The 382-nt window shown below is 57.3% G+C and carries 1 protein-coding gene; it reads right to left on the bottom strand.

Annotation, left to right across the window (positions count from 1 at the left end; all coding sequences use genetic code 11):
• Positions 1–219 precede the first annotated feature (219 nt).
• Positions 220–372, bottom strand: a complete 153-nt coding sequence (locus LG661_RS24960; RefSeq protein WP_230534675.1) for a WGR domain-containing protein — start codon at positions 370–372, stop codon at positions 220–222.
• Between the last annotated feature and the right edge of the window lie 10 nt (positions 373–382).

Genomic DNA, 382 nt, shown 5'->3' with positions numbered 1-382 from the left:
TCAAAACACCAAGAGCCCTCTTGCCACGCAGGCGCCGTCCACACAAGCCTTCCGCGAAATTCGATTAGCGTACTCTCAGATTGTCTCAGCGGCCTTGCCTGAAAACGTTGGTAAGTCGGCAGCCTGCAGGTGGGAAAACCAAGCAGATTGTCTCAAATCCTCTAAATTTCCGCACCCGCATCATCGGATCCAAGATGTTACAGGGCGGATCCTCGATGGTCAGAGATCGCTATAGCCCTTCTTCCGTTGGGTAGTCGCCCAGGCTTCCAATGCTCGCGCCGCCTCGGCCTCGTCAGGAAAGGTGTCGACCTTTTCTTGCCCCTTGACCCCTACCGGTCCCCAGTTTCGGACGAGCCGGACGGTGCCGAACAGGTCGCGTTCG

Source organism: Microvirga roseola (genome assembly GCF_020866965.1).
Classification (GTDB): Bacteria; Pseudomonadota; Alphaproteobacteria; order Rhizobiales; family Beijerinckiaceae; genus Microvirga; species Microvirga roseola.
The sequence above is the reverse complement of the archived record's forward strand: the minus strand, read 5'-3'. Positions and strand labels throughout refer to the sequence as shown.